The following is a 19,679-nucleotide window of genomic DNA, read 5'->3' as shown; positions in this document are numbered from 1 at the left end:
GTTATTTCTGGGCTTGGATACACAACATACGAAGGTACACAATATGAAACTGAAAAAAATTATTTGCTCTTTGCCTATTTTGGGACTTGGACTTAGTCAAAGTCTTTTTGCTTTAGAGCGCCAGCAGCCTGCGCTTATGCACCCTCATTCAGTAGAGGCAATTTCACATATTTATCATGGCCATGAGCATAAAAAGCAAGATGAAAGAGCGCCTGTTGCTGCATCACAGTTGATTAACTATGCCAATATAAACCCACAACTTCAGTTGAGTCAGCTGATGACATCTGATGCTCAGCAAAGCTGTGATATTGATGCGCTTGCTAACGTGTCCGGTATGCAGTTGATTGAGCAAATTAAGTTACAAGGAAGTAATTGTGTTAATGAGTTGTTTTCAGCAAATAGTAATACACAAATAGCTATTTTTACTAATACAAAAATGAACAATATTGCTGAGCATGCTCGTACTTTAGCTACAAATTATGGCGGGGATGGGAGCGATGATTTAAAGGCGCTTTTTCTATTTATTCGCGCTGGGTTTTATGTCGCGTTTTACAATGATTCAGTGTCGTTTGACACAAGCGTGACTGTAAAAGTGAAAAGTGCCATCGATGCTTTTGTGAATAATGCCAGTTTTTATAGCAACAATAATGAACATGGTAAAGTACTACAAGAAGTGATCACGACGATGGATAGTGCTGAGCTACAACATGAGTATGTTGAAGTTGTTCGTCAGTGGCTAATGCGCTTTGATGAAAACTATGCAAGTAATCGTAATATGCGTAATGCCGTAAATGGTATTTTCACTATTTTGTTCCGAGGTCAATGGAATGATGATTATGTAGAAAATATTAAAAAAGATACTGCTTTGGCAAACTTACTAGCAAATTTTACGCAAAAATCTTGGATGATTAATTCTGATTCAGAATTTTTAATCGTCAATGCATCAGGTGAACTGGCTAGGCTCAAGCAGTATGGTGGTGATATTGATGAAGTGGTTACCATCGGTTTGAAAGCGATTTTCTCAACGTATAAAAGTTACGGTTTTGGTGATGCGTTGTGGCTTAATGCAGCAGATGTCGCATCATATTACGCAGATTGTAGTGAATTTGGAATTTGTGATTTTGAGGATACGTTAACACAACAGGTGCTTTCTCAAGCCCATCAGTGTAGTGATACGATCCGTATTCGTTCACAAGAAATGACATCACAGCAGCTGTCGTCAGCATGCAGTACTATGGCAGCAGAAGAGGCGCGCTTCCACACGCGTTTAGCGACAAATCAAACGCCTGTTGCAGATGATAATAATGCATTCTTGCAGGTAAATATTTTTAATAGCAGCGGCGACTATAAAAAATATGCTAAGGCTATTTTTAAAATTGATACTAACAATGGGGGCATGTACTTAGAGGGAGACCCAAGCCAAGTTGGCAATCAAGCTAACTTCGTCGCCTATGAGGCCAGCTATGCAAAAGCGGACCATTATGTGTGGAATTTAGAACATGAGTATGTTCATTATCTGGATGGTCGTTTTGACTTATATGGTGGGTTTAACGCACCTACAGAAGATATTGTTTGGTGGAGCGAAGGCGTCGCTGAATACACCGCTAACCTGAATGATAATCAAAAAGCCATTGATACGATAAAAGATGGGTCTGTCTATGATCTGGAACAAGTGTTTGCAACCACTTATGATGGCTTCGATCAAGACCGAATTTATCGCTGGGGCTATTTAGCCGTACGGTTTATGTTTGAACGTCATAATGATGAATTAAGTAAAATGCTTAACGAAACTAGAGTAGGTAATTGGTCTGGATATAAGTTGTTACTCAATACATGGCAAGTGCAGTATGGTAATGAGTTTACACAATGGACACAAGAGCTTGCAATGGGTGATAACACGGCTCCGGTTGCTCAGGTGAATGGTCCATATGAAGGTGTTTCTGGCGAGCCGATTGATTTCTCAAGTACTGGTAGCACTGATGCACAAGGGCCAATTGCAAGTTATTTGTGGGATTTTGGTGATGGTAAGCAAAGTGAACAAGCTAACCCATCTTATACTTATGAAAATGAAGGTGAATATTCTGTTACATTAACTGTTACAGATGCCGAAGGTGCTGCAAGCATTGCAACTACTACAGCAACTATTATTCAAGGGCAGAGTATACCCGTATTGCAACGTGCTCAGGTAGTCAGTATCTCAGGTCAGCAAAATGAGCAATTGTTATTTGTGCTGAATGTGCCGCAAGAAGCCAGTAACTTAAGTTTTAGCATATCCGAAGGAGGTGGTGATGCAGATCTTTATGTCCGTTACGGTAGTGAACCTACGCTTACTAGCTATGACTGCCGTCCATATGTTGGGGGTAATACGGAGCAATGCCAATTTTTAGCACCTCAGTCGGGGCAGTATTTTGTGATGATAAGAGGCTATAACGATTTTAACAATGTTGAGTTAGTAGCGAATTATGAGGCACCTATTGCTTCTTTGCCGGATGCGTGTCAAACACAAGCAGCGAAAACAGGAGGGCGAGCCAATGATGGTGAGCTTATTTGTTTAGCGAATGAGTCGGTCATGTGGTTTAGCCTTGAAAATGTTAGTGGGCAAAATATGATTAGAATTGAAACTGCCAATGGCAGTGGAGACTTAACGCTTGAGTACAGTAATGCTGGTTGGCCGGATGGCACTAATATTGATGATAAATCTGAGAATCAAGGTAATGCTGAATGTATAAGTGTTAGCACACAACCCCAATATTGGGGTTACTTGAAAGTGTCAGGTAACAGCCAAGCTGCATCATTAAAAGTAACTTATAACGACGGTGGTTGTTTTTAGTTATGAGCTGGTACATAAGCGGCACTTGCCGTTTATGTACAATATATAGGTTAAAGATTAAAGAGTTTAATGGTTGCATTGTGTCAACCGCTAGTTAAAACTGTATATATCGAGCAGCTATTCTTAGAGCAAGTCTATATTCATGAAGTTATTGTCTAATCGTCCTGTGTTGGTGATTATTTTCAGTTGTTTAATATTTGTCAGTGAGGTGTCTTTTGCTAAACAGGCAGTGAGTATCTATGCCTACCATTTAAAGCCGCCTTATATTATCGACTCAGAGGAGGAGGTAGGACTATATTTCGACTTGACTACTTTACTTAATAAGTATCAGCAGGGTTTTTTATTTAAATTAGAATATATGCCTCGCCGACGCCTTAACAGAGACATAGAGCAAAACTCTCTAGATGGTTTAATTATGGGGGTTAACCCTGTGTGGTTTAGAGATCGTCAACAAAAGAAATTTGCATGGTCGGTTCCATTTATGAATGATCGAGATGAGTTTGTTTCGCATGTTAAAACGCCCTTTGAGTTCAAAGGGCAAGTATCTTTATATAATAAAGCGGTAGGTGGCGTAAGAGGATACCATTATTTTCAAGTTGCTCCAGTGATCAGAATAGAAAAGGCAACATTGGTTGAGACTGGCTCTGAGCTGCAGCTACTGGAAATGATAGTAAAGCAGCGTTTAGACGTTGCGGTTATAAGTCGAGCAACGGTTAATTTTTTTGTTGCACAACATGAGTATTGGCAAAAGGATGTTTATTTTTCTGAGTTGCCACATGAGTCGTATAGCAGAGCAATTGTTGCAACTAAACAAATGAGAGATGTAATTAAAAGCATAAATGAGGTAATGAAGGTGCCTGCTTTTGTGCAAGAACTTCAGCAGCTACTCGCACAATATCATATTACAGAAAAAGACCTTGAAATTAAGCGCTAACAGTACTTTGTGCGCCTAGTTACCAAGTGCCGATGTTCTCCATAGATACCCAAGGCTCTGTTGGGGTTAATGGCTCACCTTTTTGTAATAGTTCAATAGAGATGCCGTCAGGTGATTTTACAAATGCCATATGGCCACATCGTGGAGGGCGGTTAATGATAACACCTGCTTGGTGTAATTTTTGACAAGTCGCATAAATATCATCTACCGAAAATGCTAAATGGCCAAAGTTTCTGCCGCCAGTATACTCTTCAGAGTCCCAATTATAAGTGAGCTCAATGGTAGGTTTGAAAGACGCTTTTGCTTGCTCCAATTGACCCGGTGCAGCCAAGTAAATTAAAGAAAAGCGGCCTTTTTCGCTATCGTAGCGCTTGACCTCGATTAAACCGAGTAAGTTACAATAAAAGTTTAATGATGCGTCTAAATCTTTAACACGCACCATAGTATGTAAAAAGTCCATGCAAATGCCCCTTATTAACTATGAGCTTAAGAACTATGGCCTTTTACTCGAATAAACAAGGGGTCGTGTACTTTTTTGGCAGTTATTTTGACTGTGCGTTGAGCAAAACTCCTGAATAGTTGCTATATGCTCGAACGCCTAAATACCAAGTGCCTTGCTGGGGGCGAGCGATATTACATTGTTCATTATTACCTTCTTTGTAAGGACGACAATCATAGTCTGAGCGCGTTGGTTTTTGCGCGAACCTTACATACAAGTCTGCATCACCAATACCTTGACTCGTATTGATCATTAAGCTGTTTGCTGAGGAGGGCACATCGAAAGTGTAGTAAAGCCAGTTGCCTTTATCGGCGCTTAGATTTTGCCACTGCTGCTGATTACCTGGCGCTGTACCAATGTTGAAACTTGCCCGTAAAGTAAGCGCTGAAAATGTGTTATAGGCTCGTAGCATTACATAGTACTTACCCGTTTGAGGGGGATTAAAAGGGCAGAGCTCATTGTTACCATCTTCATACGGGCGACAATCATAATTTGCTGTTGTCGCAAGCGCTGCAAATTTAACGTACATGTCAGCATCCCCAGAGCCACCTGATGTTGTAAAAGATAGGTTAGTAGCATCAGCGGGAACATCTAGTACATAATTGATTTCACTATCTTTGCTGGCACCTATGTTTTCGAGGGCCTCATTATTTTGCAATACAATTGGTTCGGGTGGTTCAACTGAGCCATCATTGTCTATCATGCTGAGTTTATTGCTAGCTTGTATTAATGTCAGTAGCGGACCTACCTCACTTGCATGCCACCAGTTGATGTCTTCAGGGAGTGCCAATGGCTCAGCCTCTCTTTGTGCTCTTGTTAATGTTTGTGCTGAAGTGTCAAATTGTGCGGTGCGTACTAGTAAACTATCTTCACTAACAGAAAGCACTTTAAATTGCTGAATACTTGCTAAGTCTATGGTCCAGCTTTTTGGATCATTGGCAGAGCGAGCGGGAGCCCCCCAACTTCCTTCTCCAACGTACACGGTGCCACCTGAAGTTGTTGCGTTAAATCCGTTTGGACTAGGCTTTAGTGCCTGAGTGATCTTATTTATATGGGTATCGGATTCAACCACAAGGTTCATTGCATTATCATAGAAGAGATCCGCCCACCAACTATGCAAAATAGTGTTATCAGATTTACCTGAATAGTGCGGGTACATTGGTTTGTGGTATTGCGCACCACGCCATTTGGCTGTATTGCCTTTTGTGCTAACGTCTTGCTTTAACCAGTTATTCATCACAGTAGCATAACTTGACCAGCCACTGTTTTTATACTGACTGTTTAGTGTATAAACTCGTAGCAAAGTGCCCACATTAAATGCTCCATATGTATCTGAACTGGTGCACTGGCCATCTTGGTTGTAGTCTACGCCAAACACTTGGCAAAGAGTTTTATAGTTGTCATCTTCATGATTGCCATGTGTGGCTACAAATGGATAAATCCGCTTGTAATTAATGCCATCAATAGTATCGTTAGAGAAAGTGAGCTGCCAATCCTGTAAGTATTCTTTCATTTCAGACGCTGAGTTGGCGTTCGTATAGTCACCACCATGCATGATGAATAGTGGACGGATTTTGGCAATAAGTTGGTTCCCTTTACGTCGGGTGGTCCAACCAGTTCGAGTGTCACCTCCAGCGATGGCTGTAAATGGTTGACTATCAGCTGGCGCGGTTTTAAACCAAAAACGTTCTGAACACCCTTGAGTATCGCATACTTGGTAATAAACGGCTGAGTTAGCAGTCAAATTCTTTAATGTTACAAAGTGGCTTGATAAGTTACCGTCAAAGTTGTGGGAGGCATCTACATTATGTGTATCCCAAGTTTGTTCATCTGTAGAAGTACCATATTTTATATGATGATTACTGCCCCCAGATGGAGAAAAGCCAATCGTGGCCTGTGATGCAGGGTTATGGTCCCAAATTAGCCGATGGAACTGGCTACCTGCATGAGCGCTTGTTCCAAGCGTTATAGCGACAGCGATACTCATGATACGTATTATCATATCCTTGATCCTATTTTATTGTTTGAGTGGGGTATCACGACTGCTTAACTGTGAAAGAGGGTGCGTTTGAGTAATATCACTCACTAAGATCACAAAAGCGGCATTTCTATAAGGTAAAGCAATTACACTACCCTTATGAAAATTAACTGCTTTAGCTCCGAATTTAAGGTGTTCATAATGTTGTGACAGTGTTGTATTGGCATCACTACTCCAATAATCTCCTTTTTGAATGTTTATGAAGTAATCATGGGCAATATAAACATGCCCAGGTCTTGATGGGCTTTGTAGTAAGCTGGCTAACTCGGATTCTGTCGGTAGTCGCCAATTAGTTTGACCACATAAGGAAAGTGTGTTGGTGCGATTGATAAGATCCTGTGTATCGCAGCGTGCTGTTTCAAAGTAACAGTCGCCAAAGTTCGGGTGGCCTTTATTTTGGTCATACCAAGAGTAGGTCCAGTAGCCATCATGTATAGATTCATCATCAGTTTTAACTTCCCATAATAGACTGAGTTGATTATCAAGTACGCAGGACCAAGGGCCTTGCCAGGGTGTTAATTGTCTCCCTTGTGCTGTTATTTTGGTAAAGCGCTGGTGATGCTGAGGGACGATTTCTTTATGGCCACCATAGTTAACATTTAGATATAATAGTACTGCAACTAATAGCACGGATATGATTGCGCGTGTAATCACAGCGAATACCTCAATTTAATCGCTCGTTGGTGACGAGAATGCGCAATTTGGCTGCTATCGAAAGCGGAGACCCAGATACAGGTTCCATTATTAAGCGCTATATCATGAGCGGAGTGAGTCTGATTTTGCCTAACAAGTTCTAATGTCCAATAACCTGCTTGCCATTGGCCTTTTGCTCTTACATCTGCCCTATCTCCTTCAAAGCGATTAGAGCGGTAGAGTACAGAGCTCAATTGTGCATCAACTGGGTAAGTATCCAATGATACTTGATAGGGAGTGCTGGCAAACCAGTCAAGTACAGGTTCTGAGGTATTTGATTTTTCTTTAGGTAAACGCTTTGGTATTATCATTTGCGAAGAGTACCACTGCCAATTCATGACATAAGCACCGCTTTCTTTACTATCAATTAAATAGCCCGCTTTGTAACGGCGTTGGCCATTGAGTGGCAGAGCTAGAGGGCCAAAAAAGTTATCATCTGCCAGCACCATATCGTTAGTACGTACTGCTTTCCAATGCCACAAATCTCGTACCCTTCCATCTAGACTGGCGTGATACCCTTTACCATGCCAGTTACTGGGGTGGTGCGTAAAAGGCTGTTTACCTAAATGAATGGTGCCATCAGCGCCAAATTGACAGCTATCAGATAACATCACTGCAAATTTATCTTCATAGTAACTTTGTTCATCAAAGTGATAAAATCCATTTTCTTTTACTTTCCAACCTGAGTGAGTTTTTATAAGAGGCAAATGACTTAAGCTTTGGGTTGGGTCTGCCCAGCGAAATAAAAAAAATGTTTCTTTATGATTGCTAAGTGCTTTTATCTGTACTGGCGTATAACCGTTGTAAAAATTAGCACCATGGTGTGTATCCACTAACAATGATGCTGCTTTTTGCCATTGCGGTTCATTGCCAATACCATCGATTTCCATTAATACATTAGATGAAATGGGCGTAATATTTAAAGTGTGAGTAAGAGACTGCATATAATAAAATAATGCACAAGCCACAAGTGTTAGTGCGACAGTTAATTGATATGGTATAAATCGCAGAGGTATATAAAAAACTTTTTTCAGAACTTTGTGGCCAAGCTGTAAAATATAAACCCAACTATGTAAAAGCAAATATATAAGCATCACTAAGGCACTATAATAGTGAACAGGTACAAATTGTTGTGGCAGCCAATCGAGTAATAACAAACTGCCACTTAAAACACTGCTGCCTATACTCAAATAGCCTAAGTAAGTGATGAATTTATGATAGTTAGATTGTACCGTTACTTTTTTATAACGACGTCTAAAATAAATGTAGTAACAAACAAGCACTAGTATCGTAATCCCACTGATTAGATGTAATGTGTGCACTTGGCCATTAGGTAACACAGCAGAAAATTGTAGTAAGTAAGGTTTATTTAAAGTTGCAATACGCAAACCTGATAACAAGCTTGCAGTGATACTGAGGATTACCACATAGTGCAAAATAATAAAGATAAAACGTCGCACAAAAGCCTCAAAAGTAAGATAAAAGTTAATTTATTTTACATGCTATTTACTTTGTGTGAAGTAAAGATGACAAGATATCTATTCTGTTGTTAATTCTGGTGCATATTTAGCGAATATAAGATCCTAACCTATACTCATTTATATGGTTGATATACGTATGTAGTTATTCTGCATGAGTCATTTTTAGCGAAGTTAATGAGTCAGTTAGCTCGCTAAAATGGGCACTGTTTTAATCAAATTAGTATTAATGAGAGAGTAATGATGACTGTACAGAAAATAGCGAAAGATAACGTTATTGATAGTGTGACTGACATCGTTGCCTGTCTAAATACCAGCAACTCTATTCAACGATTCTTGCTTGATATCCACTGTATTTTGCAAAAAGTAACTTATGCAGATAATTTTTATGTGGTGTTATTTGGCAGTAATGATGGCGTGCTGAGTTTTCCATATTTTCATGATGTGATGGACAACATACGCGAAGAAGATTTAGGCGATATTGATATTAAAAAGGTTGAAAATACGTTGACTGGTTATGCTGTAAATCAACGCAAAATTTGTAACTTTACTGAACAAGATATTAAAGCGCTTATTGAAAAAGGGAGTATTCAAGTTTTAGGTACAATGCCAAAGCAATGGTTATGCTTTCCGCTTGCAAATCGCAGTTCATTTTTAGGAGCATTTATCATCCAGTCCTACCGTAACGAGCAAGAATACTCGGGTGTGATAGTGGATGTGCTTTATACCATTAGTCACGTTATTTCGTCGGCACTAGATGCTTTTAACAATCAGCGAGCATTACTAGAGGCAAATGAAGCTCTACAAGTTTATCAAAAAGAATTGGAGCAGCGGGTTCAGGAGCGTACGCAAGAGTTACAAAAAAGTTTAGAAGAAGTGCGTTTAGAAGTTACTAAGCGAGAACAGTTGCAACATCAGCTTGAGTATGAATCTTTACATGACAACTTGACAGGCTTGGCAAACCGAAAATATTTATTCAAAGAGTTGTCTCGCTTATCATCAAAATCTAAACGTATAGCGCTTGAGGTTTATGTGCTTTATATCGATTTAGATGACTTTAAACCAATTAATGATACTTATGGACATCACGCGGGCGATGTTGTGTTGCAAACAGTGGCACAAAGATTAACCAAAGAGGTGAGAAGTTACGACTTAGTGTCGCGTTTGGGCGGAGATGAGTTTGTTGTATTGATGACAGAGCCGCTTCACTTTGGTGTGTTAAAGCAGGTTTGTCAGAGGCTACTTGATAAAATCTGCGCGCCTATAGAGGTGGCAGAATCCAAACAAGTTCAATGTGGTTGTAGTATCGGCGTGGCTGGTAATTACGCGCAGATATTCAGCGCCGAAGGTATTTTGCATCAAGCAGATGATGCGCTTTACAAGGCTAAAAATAATGGCAAAAAGCAAATTTCTTTTTCTGTATCAAAATAACATGAGCACGTTATAAAACTTTGCTTTAGGTCATCTTTGCTTTAGGATCATCTTATAAAGGTTTATTTATCTTAAGTTATGGCATTGAGAATATTATTTGTTTTTTGTTGGATATGGTCGTTTCAAAGCGCAGCCGTAGAGGTTACAGATCTTTACCAAAGTGAGCTTTACGTAACTGATAAAAGTCGGGCTACCCGGGTAACAGCGAGCCAGCAAGCATTGTATAATGTGATTAAAAAACTCACTGGACGCCATGAGGAGACAGACTCTGCGTTAATAAAACAAGCCATGCGCTCAATTTCAGACTACATGCACAAATATGAGTATCTTGAGGTAGCAGATGGCTCTACAAAAATTAGAGTGAGATTTGAGCCTAGTAAAGTTGAAGAGCTCGTGCGTGATGCGCAATTACCATTGTGGGGTAATCGTAGACCTCTCATAGCAATTTGGTTAGTGATTGAAGATAATTTTCGCCGAGAGTTTGTAACCCAAGATAGTTACCCACAATTAGAAAGGTTGATTTATGATACCGCAGCTGAGTGGGGGGTGCCCGTGATTGTGCCTTTATTAGACTTAGACGACTTAGCGAAGGTCAGTGTAGCTGAAGTGTGGGGAAACTTTTCTAAGCCGGTGGAGTCTGCATCTCAACGCTATAATGCAGAACGGGTGATAACGGCTCGGATGTTTCAGCAACCTAGCAGTAGCAGGTGGCAGTTAGAATGGCGTTATACAGATGCGCAAATGTTTGAAGTAAATAAGTTGGTGGGTGATAAACAACAAACGCTGATCTCGATGATAAACGATTTTTCTTCCGCTTTAGCACAAAATTATGCGATTGACCCAAATCAATTAACGGCCCTACAGACCACCACTTTAATGGTAGATAACTTAAACTCTTTCAGTTCTATTGAATTAGCAAAGCGACAGCTAGTAAGCATGAGTACGGTGGAGGATGTGGATGTAACTTATCGCTCTGGCGATAAAGTGCGTTTTCAAATCAAGCATGGCTCTACCCTTGATGATTTAGTTAAGTCGTTAAATTTAGAGCAAGCATTTAGCGTATACGTTGACCCACATGCTTTTTATCAAATTGCCAATGCAACTAACCTTAGATATAGCTGGGTAGGCGAATAGAAATGAGTAATGAACCTTTACAAATGGCTTTGCCTGTCACACTGCCAGACGATGAAACATTTGCGTCTTACTTTGGGGGAGCACAATCGCTTGAAGTTAATCACTTAAAAGTGTCTCTAAAGAATATGTCGCAGGCTTTTCAATACACTTACTTATGCGGATTAGCTGATTCGGGTAAGTCACATTTGCTTTATGCAACTTGTATACACGCGCAGGAAATGGGGCTTTCGACTATTTTATTGAGCCTACGTGAAGTAATTGATTTTGGACCAGCAGTATTAGATGGGCTTGAGTCACTGGATGTGGTGTGCATTGATGATGTGCATTTAGTTGCGGGTGTTGATCAATGGGAAAAAGCACTGTTCAATTTTTTTAACCGCTTTAGCGAGCCAAACAAATGCCTTGTCGTGACAGCTGACTTGTTGCCAAGTATGCTGAACATTAATTTACCGGACCTTGAGTCGCGTTTAGCTTGGGGAACGACTTTTCAGATACGCTCTATGAGCGATGATGATAAAGCAGAAGCACTTGTAAAGCGGGCTAATATGCGTGGATTAGAGTTATCAGATGAATGCGCTCGATTTTTGCTAACGCGTTTAAGTCGCGATATGCGTGCGTTACTTGATGTTTTAGATAAGTTGGACCATGCATCAATGGCAGCACAAAGAAAGCTCACTATTCCATTTATCAAAACGACACTTAATTTGTAATAAATTAAGTGAAAAGCGGCTTATTATGAGAGTAATTCGCCGCAAAGCGCCAAGTTTTTACAAATATTCACTTCCAACAGCAAACTCAGCTAAGTTAGGGCTAGAATCTAGGCCTTGCTTTCAGTTATCATTAGCGATTAATACACAGCAAATTACCTTCATAAAAATCAGGTATAGAATGAACTTAGAGAATATTTTAGCGCAAGCGTTAGAAGCCGTTGCACAGGCGAGCGAAATTGCGCACCTTGAGGATGTCCGAGTTAATTACCTTGGTAAAAAAGGTGAGATCACAGGATTATTAAAAACCCTTGGCAAATTAGCGCCAGAAGAGCGCAAAGATGCGGGTGCCGTGATAAACCAAGCAAAGGCCAAAGTACAAGATGCCATCAACGAAAAGCGTGAGTTATTAACCCAGCAAGCCCTTGAGAAGAAGTTAGCAGCAGAAACAATTGATGTGACTTTACCTGGACGCACTATTCCTGTAGGTGGCTTACACCCAGTAACTCGTACTATTGAGCGTATAGAGTCATTTTTTAAAGAGCTAGGATTTGCTGTAAAGTCGGGCCCTGAAGTTGAAGATGACTTTCATAACTTTGACGCTTTAAATATTCCTGAGCACCATCCAGCGCGTGCAGATCACGATACCTTTTACTTCAATCCTAAATTGGTATTGCGCACACAAACCAGTGGCGTGCAAATTCGTACAATGGAAGCTGAGCAGCCACCACTGCGCATTATTTCACCAGGGCGTGTTTATCGTAATGACTATGACCAAACACATACGCCAATGTTCCATCAGGTTGAAGGCTTAATGGTCGATACAGACGTCAGCTTTACTGAGCTAAAAGGTATTTTGCACGACTTTTTACGCAACTTCTTTGAAGAAGATATGGAAATTCGTTTTCGTCCCTCGTACTTCCCATTTACTGAACCTTCTGCAGAAGTCGACGTAAAAGGCAAAAATGGTAAGTGGTTAGAAGTATTGGGTTGTGGCATGGTACACCCAAATGTATTGCGCTCAGTGGGTATTGACCCTGAAAAGTATACGGGCTTTGCCTTTGGTATGGGGGTAGAGCGTCTAACCATGTTGCGTTATGGCGTTAATGACTTACGTGCATTTTTTGAAAACGATTTAAAATTCCTAAACCAATTCAGATAAGAGTGATGTAAATATGAAATTTAGTGAAAAGTGGTTAAGAGAGTGGGTTAATCCAGCCATTGATACTGAGACTCTATCTGAACAGCTTTCTATGGCTGGTTTAGAGGTGGATGGTTTAGATGCTGTTGCAGGTGATTTTACTGGGGTAGTGATAGGGGAAGTCGTTGAATGTGCTCAACACCCTGACGCTGATAAGTTACGTGTAACTAAAATTAATGTTGGCGAAGACGAGCTGTTGGATATTGTCTGTGGCGCAGCAAATTGTCGCGCAGGCTTAAAAGTAGCAGTTGCGAAAGTGGGGGCTGTATTACCAGGTGACTTTAAAATTAAAAAAGCCAAGTTACGAGGTCAACCATCTCACGGTATGCTGTGTGCGTTTGAAGAGCTTGGTATGGCAGAAAGTTCTGATGGTATCTTAGAATTACCTACTGATGCACCTGTTGGGCAGTGTATCCGTGAATACTTTTCTTTAGATGACGTTACTATTGATGTGGATTTAACGGCTAACCGCAGTGATTGTTTAGGCATTAAAGGTTTAGCACGTGAAGTAGGCGTTTTAAATTCACTTGACGTTTGTGCCATAAATATTGAGCCAGTGCCGCCGAGCATTGACGACAAAATAGCCATAGAGCTTGTTAATAGTGCATCGTGCCCGCGCTACCTAGGCAGAATCATCAAGGGTATTAACCTTGATGCAACGACACCACTTTGGATGGTTGAAAAGCTACGTCGCTCGGGTGTGCGCTCTATTGACCCTGTCGTTGACGTTACCAACTACGTATTGTTAGAGCTTGGTCACCCAATGCATGCTTTTGATTTAGCTGCGATTGATGGTGGTATTAAAGTTCGCAACGCGAACGAGCAAGAAGAGTTAGTCTTGCTCGATGGTAATACCGCTAAGTTAAACTCGTCTACATTGCTTATAGCTGATGACAATAAAGCGTTGGCGATGGCGGGGATTTTTGGTGGTGAAGCATCTGGCGTAAAAGCAGGCACCAAAGATATTTTATTAGAAAGTGCCTTTTTTGCACCGCTTGCGATTGCTGGTCAAGCGCGTAGTTACGGACTGCATACCGATGCGTCTCACCGCTACGAACGTGGCGTGGACTATACACTTCAACACGATGCTATGCACAGAGCGACAGCATTATTATTGGAGATTGTAGGCGGTCAGGCAGGCCCTGTTGTTGAAGCTGTGTCAGAAGCTGATTTACCAAAAGAAAAATCTGTAACGTTACGCCGAGAGCGTTTAGATAGAGTGATAGGCCACCCTATTGCTGATGATAAGGTGAGCGATATTTTAGCGCGCCTTGGCTTACAAGTCAGTTTTGAAAATGATGTTTGGCAAGCAACAGTGCCTAGTTATCGTTTTGATATCAGTATCGAAGAAGACTTGATTGAAGAAGTTGCACGGGTGTTTGGTTATAACAACATCCCCAATGTAGCACCTAAAGCTGCGTTAAAAATGACCCATCATGCTGAGGCGAATGTACCTGTTGCCCGCTTGCGTAACGAGCTAGTAGCGCGTGGTTACCAAGAGGCTATCACATATAGCTTTGTTGACCCTAAAGCGCAGCAGTTACTTCATCCACAGTCTGATGCATTAGTATTGCCTCATCCAATTTCGGTTGAAATGTCAGCAATGCGAGTAAGTTTGATGACGGGATTAATCAATGCCGTTGTTTACAACCAAAATCGCCAGCAACCACGTATTCGTTTATTTGAGCAAGGTTTAAAGTTCTTATCTGATGACTCGGCAGAAAATGGTGTTGCACAAGTTGCTGTTTTAGGTGGTATTGTCTATGGTAATACTCATAATGAGCATTGGTCTATTGCATCTCGCCCCGCTGACTTTTTTGATATTAAAGGGGATGTAGAGGCGTTATTAGCTTTAACAAATGATCGTTCACGTTTTAGCTTTAAAGCGCAGGAAAATGATGGCTTGCATCCAGGTCAATCAGCAGCTATATATTTTGATGATGTAAAAGTTGGCTTTATTGGCGCAGTTCATCCACAATTACAAAAGTCTCTAGGTTTGAACAGTACGGCCTATGTATTTGAAGTTGAAGTGGATGCATTAAGTACTCGCAAGCTTCCAGAAGCGGTAAATGTGTCTAAATTTCCATCAAATCGCAGAGATATTGCTATTTTAGTTGCAGATGACGTAAAAATAGGCGATATTTTAGAAAGCATTGAGAAAGTTGGCGGAAATCAATTAGTTGACCTAAACTTATTCGATGTGTATAAGGGCAAAGGTATTGAGCCAAACTTTAAGAGTTTGGCGATTGCTCTGACACTACAAGCGGTTGATAGAACACTCGAAGAGAAAGACATCAATCAAGTTGTAGACAACGTGGTGGCCGAATTGGCCAAACAATTTAATGCATCGTTGAGGGACTAGATATGGCGCTTACTAAAGCCGACATAGCTGAACACCTATTTGAAAAATTGGGGATAAATAAAAAGGATGCCAAAGACTTAGTTGAAGCGTTTTTTGAAGAAATCCGCTCAGCGCTTGAAAAAGGAGAGCAAGTAAAGCTCTCTGGATTTGGTAACTTTGATCTTCGTGACAAAAAAGAGAGACCGGGTCGAAACCCTAAAACAGGTGAAGACATTCCTATCTCTGCGCGTCGCGTAGTAACTTTCCGTCCAGGTCAAAAACTGAAGACTCGCGTCGAAGTTGGTACCAGTAAAGAAAGTTAATATTTTTTAAAAGTTGAAGCTATTCTTAAGGCCTTGGGTTAACACTCAAGGCCTTTTGTTTTGTCATAAATTAGTCATACATATTATTTAAACTTGTACCTCTTAAAAATGGCAGGCTGGAGTTTAGATCATGCCAAGGGCATACATGTTCGCAAAGCAATTAAGAAGCGTTGCGTTAGCTTGGCTGGCTTGCAGCTTTATATTTGGTATTTTACTTGCGTTATTATTTGTACAGCACCGTGATAGCGAAAAACACCACATTCAAAATATTGCAGAAAAAGTGCACTTTGAACTTAACTCGCAAATTAAAGAGATAGATGAATTTTTGAATCAGGCTCAGTCGCTTGATGTAAATTGCCCGCCTGAAACACTATTTAGATTGCGCCAGCAAGTATTTAAAAACCCTGCAATGAGTGAAATTGGTATTGTTAATCAAAAAGGCCAATTACTGTGTAATTCCTATGAGCGATTAAATCCACCGATTCAAACAACAGCGCCAATAAAAGCAGATGGGTTAAGATACCATGGCCCTATCATTAGTGAATATATGGAGGCGTCTGCGTTTGTACTGGCCAGAACACGACCTGATGGCTATGAAATTAATGTACTGTTACCCAGTGATTGGTTACGTCATACGCTGGAGTTAGAGCAGTATTCTGGTCTTGACTTTATCGCGTTAGTAGATAGTCAAACAGGTGTACCTATTATATTGAAAGGCCATTATAGTTTACCGCTAAACGAGCCTTTATTTCCTATTAAAAGATCAGTACAAGCGCAAGGAGAGTTCGATGATGGGCAAGGTAAATACCTATATGCTAAACCACTGGCTTCATTACCTAAGCTTGCGATTATAGCGAGCAGCAACAGCCTATCTATTTTTTTAGTTGCCCCATCGTCTTTGAGCGTATTGGCTGTGTTGTATCTATTTGCATGGGCCGCTTTGAGCTTTTTACATCATCATTATGAGCAGCGACAATTGAGTTTAAAATCTCAGCTCAAACACGCCATTGCAAAGCAGCAGTTATTTAATGTTTATCAACCTTTGATCGATGCAAAAACCCAAAATATTGTTGGGGTGGAAGTGTTGATCCGTTGGCAGCATCCGACAGAAGGTGAGTTGGGCCCAGCATACTTTATCCCTGAAGCTGAAAGAAGTGGGGCGATTGTGGAAATATCAATTGCTCAAGTTAATACTGCGCTTGAGGAGCTTGCGCCATTATATACTCAAAACCCTGAGTATAAAGTGTCGTTTAACGTCAATGGTCAGCTGCTTTGTTGTCAAGAATATCTAAATACACTGTACAAAGCACATCAGCAGATAAGTGCTTTGACGATTGAATTGACAGAGCGAGATGTATTGTCACAAAATCAAGTACAACAAACGTTAGAGCAGCTGGTTGAGCAAGGTATAGAAGTCGCCGTTGATGACTTTGGCACGGGATATAGTGGATTACAATATCTGCAAAGTTTCCCAATTGACTTGTTGAAAATAGATCAAAGTTTTGTCGCTTCAATCGGACTTGATAATTTGCAATCACCCGTACTTAACGCCGTAATAGAAATGGCAGAGAAGCTGGATAAAAAGTTAATAGCTGAGGGGGTAGAAACACCTCATCAAGCGGCTTACCTTATCAGTAAAGGGGTCACGGTGCATCAAGGATGGTGCTACTATAAAGCACTGAAAATAAATGCCTTAAAAAAGATAGCGCAAACCAATATTACATTGTCTATGACAAGGGTAAATGCAGCCTAGGGTGAGCCTTTAATTCACGACAAGAATAGAATGAAAGCCCCTTTATGGGGCTTTTTAGGAAGTGCAAACTTTAAAATTATAGGTAAGCAAAGTAGCAAGCATACTCAGGCAGCGTGATTTGACCCGCACTATAGCTACCTGTGTTATGTGGCAGCTTACATTGAGCTGGTTCATTCAGGTTTATGGGCAGTGTTGCTTGTGCTTGGGATAAATTGAATGCGCACAGCATCGTTTTACCTTTATATTTTCTATAAAATGCCAATATGGGTTCTGCTGTTTCGATAAACTCAATATCGCCATAAAGCAATTCAGGGATTTGTTTACGCCACGCCATGAACGTTTGAAAGTAAGCGAGTACTGAACCGGGTTGCTGGGCTTGTAGCTCGACTGACCGCGATGTGTGCTCGTTAAACATCGGTAGCCAAGGCGTACTTTTACTAAAGCCAGCATTGTCCTGTTCTGGTGCCCATGGCATTGGGGTGCGACAACCATCACGGCCTTTGAAGTTTGGCCAAAAAGTAATCCCATATGGGTCTTGTAAGTCTTCAAAGGCAACTTCTGCCTCACCTAAGCCAAGTTCCTCACCTTGATACATACAAACACTGCCGCGTAATGAACCAAGCAATGCGCTCAGCATTTTTACTTGCTGGTTATTGACTGATTTACCATCTATGTGCCATCGACTCGCAACACGTTCTACATCATGATTACTAAATGCCCAACATGGCCAACCTTGTGTCATTACCGACTCAAGTGTGCTGACTGTTTCTCGGATATACTGTGCGCTGTAGTCTTTTGTTAGTAATTCAAAGCTATAGCCCATATGAAGTTTATCATCATCAGCTGTATATTCAGCCATGGTTTGTAAAGAGTCTTCGGATGATATTTCACCTAAACTTACGGTGCCTGGGTAGCGGTCTAACAATGTCCGAATTTCTTGCATGAAGGCCAGATTTTCAGGTTGGGTATTATTATAATAATGGTACTGAAACGCATAAGGGTTATCTTCACTAAATCCACGCCCTTGACGCAATGCTTTTGGTTTAGCTGGGTTATCGCGAAGTTGTGCGTCATGATAGCAAAAGTTGATTGCATCGAGACGGAAGCCATCTACGCCCTTTTTAAGCCAAAACTCTACGTTGTCTAATACCGCTTTGCGCACATCTGGATTGTGAAAGTTCAAATCAGGCTGTTCAGTGAGAAAGTTATGCAAATAGTATTGGCAGCGTCGAGGCTCCCATTGCCAAGCTGTTCCACCAAAAATTGATAGCCAATTGTTAGGGGCGCTGCCATCAGGTTTGGCGTCTGCCCAAACATACCAATCGGACTTTTCATTATCTGCGCTTTGACGGCTATCGATAAACCATTGGTGCTCGTTAGAGGTATGACTTAATACTTGATCAATAATAATTTTGATATTGCGCTGATGTGCTTGCTCTATTAATGTATCGAAATCATTTAAATTACCAAACATTGGGTCGATATCGCGATAGTCGCTAATATCATAACCAAAGTCTTTCATTGGAGATTTAAAAAATGGTGAGATCCATATCGCATCAACACCCAATGATTTAATATAATCTAATCGGTCTATGATCCCTGGTAAATCACCAATACCATCACCATTTGTATCTTGGAAGCTACGAGGGTATATCTGATAGATAACCGCACCTTTCCACCACTGCTGTTGAGCCATGTATATTCTCCAAATCTCTGCTCAATGCCACAATATTTTTATGTGTGTTTACATAAAAAATAGCTTTGGGGCAATAATGGCAAAAAGCATACGTTATCCCCAAAATACTGTAAAAAGGTTACATACGTATGCAGTATAAATACCTAAACTGGGGCTAAGGGTTTTCAGCTATATTTCATTTGAATATTATGTAATAAAAGTTTACCAATTTGACTTAATGCATGAATTTCAATTTAAAGTGTTTGTTTTTATTGGTTTGGCATGACTTTAATTGGTATTACCAATTTGTATTTTGTAATCTAAAAAGGTGAAACTAAAATTTCGATTGTGCTTTTAAATAGCAAGAATATGAGTTCACGTTAAGTTTAGTGCATACAGTCGCTATAGATTTGTGACGCGACACGGTTAATTTATAAATCAATAAAATTAATAAAAACAAGTTGTTACACTTATTATTGTGAAATAAATGTAAAGCTAATTTGGTTGGGTTTGGCTTGAATACGTATGCATAAAGTTGTGTATAAAATTGGCTGGGGGCTAATATGCATCCTGACAACAAAAGTAGCTGGCCACCCATACGCTTGTAATTTAAACAAGCAGCTAATAATAACGTGACCAGTA

At 40.5% G+C, this 19,679-nt stretch carries 14 protein-coding genes; 9 read left to right on the top strand and 5 right to left on the bottom strand.

All coding sequences use genetic code 11. The annotated features are described in order from the left end of the window. Window positions 1-43 precede the first annotated feature (43 nt). On the top strand, window positions 44-2,830 hold the full coding sequence (locus SANK73390_RS16985) for a collagenase (RefSeq protein WP_462767571.1): 2,787 nt from the start codon (window positions 44-46) through the stop codon (window positions 2,828-2,830). 142 nt (window positions 2,831-2,972) lie between these two features. After that, window positions 2,973-3,764 carry a type 2 periplasmic-binding domain-containing protein gene (locus SANK73390_RS16980; RefSeq protein WP_462767569.1) on the top strand — a complete coding sequence of 264 codons (792 nt, stop codon included), beginning with the start codon at window positions 2,973-2,975 and terminating at the stop codon, window positions 3,762-3,764. A 19-nt stretch (window positions 3,765-3,783) separates the two neighbouring features. On the opposite strand, the gene gloA is transcribed toward SANK73390_RS16980, so the two are convergent. The 4 genes from gloA to SANK73390_RS16960 form a co-directional block, all read right to left on the bottom strand. Continuing rightward, a complete protein-coding gene (gloA, locus tag SANK73390_RS16975) occupies window positions 3,784-4,224 on the bottom strand; it encodes a lactoylglutathione lyase (protein WP_462767567.1) in 441 nt (146 codons plus the stop codon). An 82-nt stretch (window positions 4,225-4,306) separates the two neighbouring features. Next, the gene (locus SANK73390_RS16970; protein ID WP_462767565.1) at window positions 4,307-6,265 is read right to left on the bottom strand and encodes a pre-peptidase C-terminal domain-containing protein; all 1,959 of its coding nucleotides are present in this window, start codon (window positions 6,263-6,265) and stop codon (window positions 4,307-4,309) included. A 15-nt stretch (window positions 6,266-6,280) separates the two neighbouring features. Beyond that, window positions 6,281-6,955: an Lcl C-terminal domain-containing protein gene (locus SANK73390_RS16965; protein WP_261625822.1), complete on the bottom strand. Its 675-nt coding sequence runs from the start codon at window positions 6,953-6,955 to the stop codon at window positions 6,281-6,283. Beyond that, on the bottom strand, window positions 6,952-8,454 hold the full coding sequence (locus tag SANK73390_RS16960) for an ethylbenzene dehydrogenase-related protein (protein WP_462767563.1): 1,503 nt from the start codon (window positions 8,452-8,454) through the stop codon (window positions 6,952-6,954). The genes SANK73390_RS16965 and SANK73390_RS16960 overlap by 4 nt, the downstream gene beginning before the upstream one ends. A gap of 258 nt (window positions 8,455-8,712) precedes the next feature. Here SANK73390_RS16960 and SANK73390_RS16955 point away from each other — a divergent pair, with 258 nt between their 5' ends. The 7 genes from SANK73390_RS16955 to SANK73390_RS16925 all read left to right on the top strand — a co-directional run bounded on the left by SANK73390_RS16955 (window position 8,713) and on the right by SANK73390_RS16925 (window position 17,362). Then, a complete protein-coding gene (locus SANK73390_RS16955) occupies window positions 8,713-9,903 on the top strand; it encodes a GGDEF domain-containing protein (RefSeq protein ID WP_462767561.1) in 1,191 nt (396 codons plus the stop codon). A 78-nt stretch (window positions 9,904-9,981) separates the two neighbouring features. Further along, the gene (locus SANK73390_RS16950) at window positions 9,982-11,037 is read left to right on the top strand and encodes a DUF2066 domain-containing protein (RefSeq protein WP_462767559.1); all 1,056 of its coding nucleotides are present in this window, start codon (window positions 9,982-9,984) and stop codon (window positions 11,035-11,037) included. Between the two features lie 2 nt (window positions 11,038-11,039). Beyond that, window positions 11,040-11,747, top strand: a complete 708-nt coding sequence (gene hda / locus SANK73390_RS16945; protein ID WP_462767557.1) for a DnaA inactivator Hda — start codon at window positions 11,040-11,042, stop codon at window positions 11,745-11,747. A gap of 178 nt (window positions 11,748-11,925) precedes the next feature. After that, window positions 11,926-12,906, top strand: a complete 981-nt coding sequence (pheS, locus tag SANK73390_RS16940) for a phenylalanine--tRNA ligase subunit alpha (protein WP_462767614.1) — start codon at window positions 11,926-11,928, stop codon at window positions 12,904-12,906. 13 nt (window positions 12,907-12,919) lie between these two features. Beyond that, window positions 12,920-15,307 (top strand): phenylalanine--tRNA ligase subunit beta, encoded by a 2,388-nt coding sequence (gene pheT, locus SANK73390_RS16935; protein WP_462767555.1) that lies wholly within the window; start codon window positions 12,920-12,922, stop codon window positions 15,305-15,307. A 2-nt stretch (window positions 15,308-15,309) separates the two neighbouring features. Then, a complete protein-coding gene (ihfA, locus tag SANK73390_RS16930; protein ID WP_010362644.1) occupies window positions 15,310-15,609 on the top strand; it encodes an integration host factor subunit alpha in 300 nt (99 codons plus the stop codon). 130 nt (window positions 15,610-15,739) lie between these two features. Further along, window positions 15,740-17,362, top strand: coding sequence for an EAL domain-containing protein (locus SANK73390_RS16925; RefSeq protein ID WP_462767552.1), 1,623 nt, complete (start codon window positions 15,740-15,742; stop codon window positions 17,360-17,362). A 76-nt stretch (window positions 17,363-17,438) separates the two neighbouring features. Here SANK73390_RS16925 and SANK73390_RS16920 read toward each other — a convergent pair whose 3' ends face one another. Further along, on the bottom strand, window positions 17,439-19,058 hold the full coding sequence (locus tag SANK73390_RS16920) for an alpha-glucosidase family protein (protein WP_462767550.1): 1,620 nt from the start codon (window positions 19,056-19,058) through the stop codon (window positions 17,439-17,441). Window positions 19,059-19,679 lie beyond the last annotated feature (621 nt).

The organism is Pseudoalteromonas sp. SANK 73390, from assembly GCF_054966645.1.
The sequence above is the reverse complement of the archived record's forward strand: the minus strand, read 5'-3'. Positions and strand labels throughout refer to the sequence as shown.

Bases quoted from the DNA above. Each gene is read 5' to 3' on its own strand.
- SANK73390_RS16985 (WP_462767571.1), top strand. From the start codon at position 44: ATGAAACTGAAAAAAATTATTTGCTCTTTGCCTATTTTGGGACTTGGA.
- SANK73390_RS16980 (WP_462767569.1), top strand. From the start codon at position 2,973: ATGAAGTTATTGTCTAATCGTCCTGTGTTGGTGATTATTTTCAGTTGT.
- gloA (WP_462767567.1), bottom strand. From the start codon at position 4,224: ATGGACTTTTTACATACTATGGTGCGTGTTAAAGATTTAGACGCATCA.
- SANK73390_RS16970 (WP_462767565.1), bottom strand. From the start codon at position 6,265: ATGATAATACGTATCATGAGTATCGCTGTCGCTATAACGCTTGGAACA.
- SANK73390_RS16955 (WP_462767561.1), top strand. From the start codon at position 8,713: ATGATGACTGTACAGAAAATAGCGAAAGATAACGTTATTGATAGTGTG.
- SANK73390_RS16950 (WP_462767559.1), top strand. From the start codon at position 9,982: ATGGCATTGAGAATATTATTTGTTTTTTGTTGGATATGGTCGTTTCAA.
- hda (WP_462767557.1), top strand. From the start codon at position 11,040: ATGAGTAATGAACCTTTACAAATGGCTTTGCCTGTCACACTGCCAGAC.
- pheS (WP_462767614.1), top strand. From the start codon at position 11,926: ATGAACTTAGAGAATATTTTAGCGCAAGCGTTAGAAGCCGTTGCACAG.
- pheT (WP_462767555.1), top strand. From the start codon at position 12,920: ATGAAATTTAGTGAAAAGTGGTTAAGAGAGTGGGTTAATCCAGCCATT.
- ihfA (WP_010362644.1), top strand. From the start codon at position 15,310: ATGGCGCTTACTAAAGCCGACATAGCTGAACACCTATTTGAAAAATTG.
- SANK73390_RS16925 (WP_462767552.1), top strand. From the start codon at position 15,740: ATGCCAAGGGCATACATGTTCGCAAAGCAATTAAGAAGCGTTGCGTTA.
- SANK73390_RS16920 (WP_462767550.1), bottom strand. From the start codon at position 19,058: ATGGCTCAACAGCAGTGGTGGAAAGGTGCGGTTATCTATCAGATATAC.